This window comes from Frankia sp. AiPs1 (assembly GCF_023716945.1).
In the GTDB taxonomy this organism is placed as follows: Bacteria; Actinomycetota; Actinomycetes; order Frankiales; family Frankiaceae; genus Frankia.
On record NZ_JAMQQF010000510.1, the window covers coordinates 1 to 4,326 of the forward strand.

Annotated in this window: 4 protein-coding genes; all 4 read right to left on the reverse strand. The window is 74.7% G+C overall.

Annotated features, from left to right (window positions below):
- Nucleotides 1-636: histidine kinase (locus ND748_RS26295; protein ID WP_251748853.1), on the reverse strand; the 636-nt coding region annotated here is incomplete at its 3' end.
- Entirely contained in the window at nucleotides 633-1,049 is a 417-nt protein-coding gene (locus ND748_RS26300; protein ID WP_251748854.1) for a response regulator, read from the reverse strand. The genes ND748_RS26295 and ND748_RS26300, both read right to left, overlap by 4 nt.
- A 182-nt stretch (nucleotides 1,050-1,231) precedes the next feature.
- Nucleotides 1,232-2,239 carry a ribokinase gene (locus ND748_RS26305; protein WP_251748855.1) on the reverse strand — a complete coding sequence of 336 codons (1,008 nt, stop codon included), beginning with the start codon at nucleotides 2,237-2,239 and terminating at the stop codon, nucleotides 1,232-1,234.
- 119 nt (nucleotides 2,240-2,358) lie between these two features.
- Nucleotides 2,359-4,326 (reverse strand): sensor domain-containing diguanylate cyclase (locus ND748_RS26310; protein ID WP_251748856.1); only part of this gene is annotated, 1,968 nt, incomplete at its 5' end.

The window sequence follows — 4,326 nt, forward strand, 5'->3', positions numbered from 1 at the left end:
AAGCCGGGCGGCCCGCGCCGCGTCCGCGGGCGGCTCGTACCCGCCCGGCCGGACCCGTAGCCGCAGGTCGACGGCGGCCGCCGTGGAGCACACCGCGAGCCAGGCATGTTCGCTGGTCCCCACCGGGTCGCTCGCCATCAGCAGCAACTGCGCGGCGGCCAGCACCATCGAGATCTCCGCGCGGGTGGGCGGGTGGTCGTCGACCTGGATATCGGTGTCCAGGCGGTGGACGAGCAGGCCGGCGATCCGCAACGCGATCCCCGCCGCCAGCGACCGATGCGCGTCGTAGCCGAGGCGGAAGGCGCCCGGCGGTAGCTGTAACGCACTCGTCGTGGACCGCAGATGATGCTCGATCCCGGCGACGCGGTCCGCGAGGTCGCCGGACAGCCGCCGCCGCACGCTGGCCAGTTCGAGCAGGACGGCGGTGAAGTCCTGCATCGGGCCGTCGTGCAGCCGCTCGGCCAGCGCCCGGTGCCCACGTTCCTGCAGGGCGACCATCAGGTGGAGCAGGTCGAGCGCCGGGGCGGGCGGGGAACCGTCCGGTCCCGGGGAGCGGGGGAGGGGGCAGGCCGGCGTCCGCGCCGGAGCTGTCTGCATGGCGGTCACCGGTTCGTCGCCGTCGGTCTGTGCCGTCACCCCCGGTCGGCTCCGTGTTCCCGGTCGGTCCCGTGTTCCCGGTCGGTCTCTCGTTCCCGGTTCGCCGGGAGGACCTCGCGGACCGCGGCGATCAGTTCGTCGGCGGTGAACGGTTTGGTCAGCACCGGGAGACCGGCGGGCACCGGATCCAGCCCGGGGGCGCCGGTCAGGACCAGGCAGCGGGCCGTGACGGACGGGTCGATCCGGCGCAGCTCGTCGATGAGATCCGCGCCCGAGCGGCTGCCGAGCCGCAGATCGATGAGCAGCACGTCGTGGGCGGCGGCGTCGAACAGCAACGCCTCCTCGACGGAACCCGCGGCGTTCACCCGGAAGCCCTCCGCGCACAGGATCCGACCCAGCAGCGCGCGCAGCATCTCGTTGTCGTCGACGACGAGCGCCGTCGGAGCGTCCATTTCCCCACCAGCCTCAGCCGCCGCATCCGCCCAGCACACGTCCCCTCGCCGCAACGGTACCGGTAACCGGTCGGGCACCAGGGGCTCCCGCTGACACTCGCCGGCAGTCGGACCGGCCGGCTGCGCCGTAGCCGCCGCCGCGGGCAGCGGGTGAGCCACATCACCCCTGCACCGGCCGGTCCTTATGGGCCGCCGCCGGTCAACAGGTCCTCCAGCTCAGCCCGGGTCGGCATCGCGGGGCCGGCGCCCGGACGCTGCACGGCGATGGTGGCGGCGAGGTTCGCGTGGAACAGGGCCGTGGCCGCGGGCAGACCGCCGGCGAGGCCGGCGCCGAACGCCCCGCAGAAGCAGTCGTCGGCCCCGGCCGTGTCGACGACCGGGACGCGCCGCCCGGCGAGGGTGACGACCGTCCCGGCGATCCGCGCGCACACCCCGGCGCCGCCGAGGGTGACGACGATGTTGTCGTTCGGCCCGGCGCCGTCGGCGAGCAGGCCGCGCACCTCGACCAGGGCCCGCGGTCCGGGCAGCGAGCCGACGCCGACGGCGGCCGGGACCAGGCCCGTGAACTCGTGCTCGTTGACCAGGACCACGTCGACCTCGGCGAGCAGGTCGGTGGCGGTGGGCTGGCCGGTGGCGGTGGGCTGGCCGGTGGTCGAGGGCTGGCCGGTGGTGGAGGGCTGGCCGGTGGCGGTGGGACGGTGCGGGGACGCGTTGAGCAGCGTGCGGGCGCCCGCGGCGCGGGCGCGGTCGAGCGCGGCCGCGTTCACCGACGCCGGGATCTCGTTCTGCAACAGCACCATGTCACCCGGGCCCAGCCGCAGCGCATCCAGGCCGTTCGCCGACACGGTGGCGTTGGCACCCGGCACGATGACGATCACACTTTCGCCGGCCTCGTCGATCGTCGTCACGGCCGTGCCGCTGGGCCCGTCGACGACTGCCAGCGAGGTGACGTCGACGCCCTCGGCGCGCAGGAACTCCCGCAGCGCCGAGCCGAAGCCGTCGGAACCGACCGCGCCCACCATGACCGTCGCGGCGCTCAGCCGGCGGGCCGCCACGGCCTGATTGGCACCCCTGCCGCCGGGGGACAGCGTCACGGAGCTCCCCGTCACCGTCTCGCCCGGCCCGGGGATGCGGTCCACCCGGGCAACCACGTCCATGCTGGTCGAGCCGACCACCACGACCCGTCCCACCGCGTGCCTCCCGCGACCTGGTCACCGGCGTGCCGCCTGGGTGTCGCCGGCGGCCGGGCCTGCCCATCGTGGCAGAGCCGAGCCGCAGCCGGCGGCCGGACGGCCGGGTACCTGGCCGATCAGTGGCTGGCGGGGAACATCTGTCGCTGGGCCCGGGCGGCGCGTTTCGCCGCGTACATGTCCGCGTCGGCGTGGCGGACGACGAGATCGGGATTACGCGGCTCGGCCCCGCCGCCCACGGTGCGCGAGGACGCCAGCCCCACGGTCGCCCCGACGACGATGGCGTGGCCGGCCGAGAGGATCGGGGCCGCGACGGTCTCGCGCACCCGCTGGGCGATGCGCCGCAGGGCGTCGGCGTCGACGTCGGGCAGCACCATGACGAACTCGTCGCCGCCGAGCCGGAACACCGCGCCGTCCGGCAGTTGCGCCCGCAGCACCTCGGTCAGCCGGGCGGCGATGGTGCGCAGCACGTCGTCGCCCGTCTGGTGGCCGAAGGTGTCGTTCACGGGCTTGAAGTGGTCCAGGTCGACGAGCAGGATCGCGAAGGCCGACCGCTGCTCGGCCAGGTCGTCGAGCAGCTCGGTGAGTGCCACCCGGTTCGCCAGTCCCGTCAGCGGATCGCGGGTCGCCCGTTGCCGAAGTTGTTCCTGGAGCTGGCGTCGCTCGCCGACCTCGTGGCAGGTCAGCAGCAGCCCACCGTCCAGGTAGCCCGGCCCGGAGGCGGCCCGCCAGGCACCGGCCTCGATGTCGAACCATCGGTAGCCACCGTCGGCCGTGCACAGCCGGACGTCCAGCAACGACGCCGGGCTGCCCCGAAGCCGTTCGTCCAGGAAACCCCGCATCCAGTCCCGGTCCTCGGGATGGACGAGCTCGAGCAGCGGCAGCCCGATCCTGGGCTGGACCGGGTGACCCAGCAGGCTCTCGATCGCGGAGCTGATGAACGTCGGGGAACCGGCCCGGTTCAGGTTGATGATGATGTCGTGCGACTCGTGCAGCAGGGTTTGCAAGCGCGCGCCGTCGCGCCGAATCGCCTGGTCCTCCCGCAGGATGGCGCGCATCAGCCCCGTCACGGTGACGACGACGATCGCGACGAGCAGCAGGTCGCTGAGGGCATGGTTGGGCCGCGGCCCCTCCGCCGCCCCCTGACCGTCGCGCCGCACGACGAGGTACGCCGGCATGGGACTCGCGGGGATTCTGGTGGCCACCGCCACGCGACCGCCGCCGTGGCTGTCTCGCACCGTGACGCGCCGGCTGTGCCCGGGGGTGATCGGGCGCAGTTCACCGGAGTCGACGACGATCCGCCCGACCGTGGCGGCGTCGTTCGACATCGCCACCCGGCCGTGCTCGTCGACGACACTGATCGTCATGCCAAGGTCCAGGGCGGCGGTGCCGGCGGCCGCCGCGGTCGTTCCCCGACCCAGGGTGCGGGCCATCTCCGCGGCCGGCGACCCGTGCAGCGTCCGGCCCAGCACCAGGAACGCGGCGCTGCGACCGGCACGCCGAACGGGCACGATGCTGTAGATCCGGGCCCCGCTGGCCTCGTCGAGGACGGGGAGGCTCAGGCCGCCGTCGCGGGCGGCCGCCCAGATCCGGCTGTTCGCCGGGAACGGCACCGCAGCCCCAGGTGGCTGGACTGCCCGGGGCCGGCCGTCGAGATCCACGAGGGCGAGCAGAGTGCCCGGCGTCGACAGGCTCGGCCCGGCGACGGCGGCCAGCGTCCGGGCGTCGGCCACGGGGTCCGTCAGCGACCACGGCAGCCGGGAAACCGGGTCGATGAGATGCCGGGGCTGGCTCAGGTCGGCCGCGAACCCGGCGAGTCGGACGGAGAGGGCGTCGCTGTCGGCCACCCGCTGGGCCTCGGCCCGCCGCCGGTTGGCGTTCTCGATACCCAGGGTGACCATGGTGGTGGTCAGGATGACCGCGCCCAGGACCAGCAGCGGGAACGCCCGAGAAAGGTGGGCGCGCACGCTGGTCCGCCGCTGCCGGGAAGGCCGCCGCGGGATCGATGCGCCGTGCGGCCCGAGCGGGGACGGCGCCGCCGCGCCGTCGGCCGTCTCCCCGGGTTCGGCTCCAGGGCGGGGTCCGGC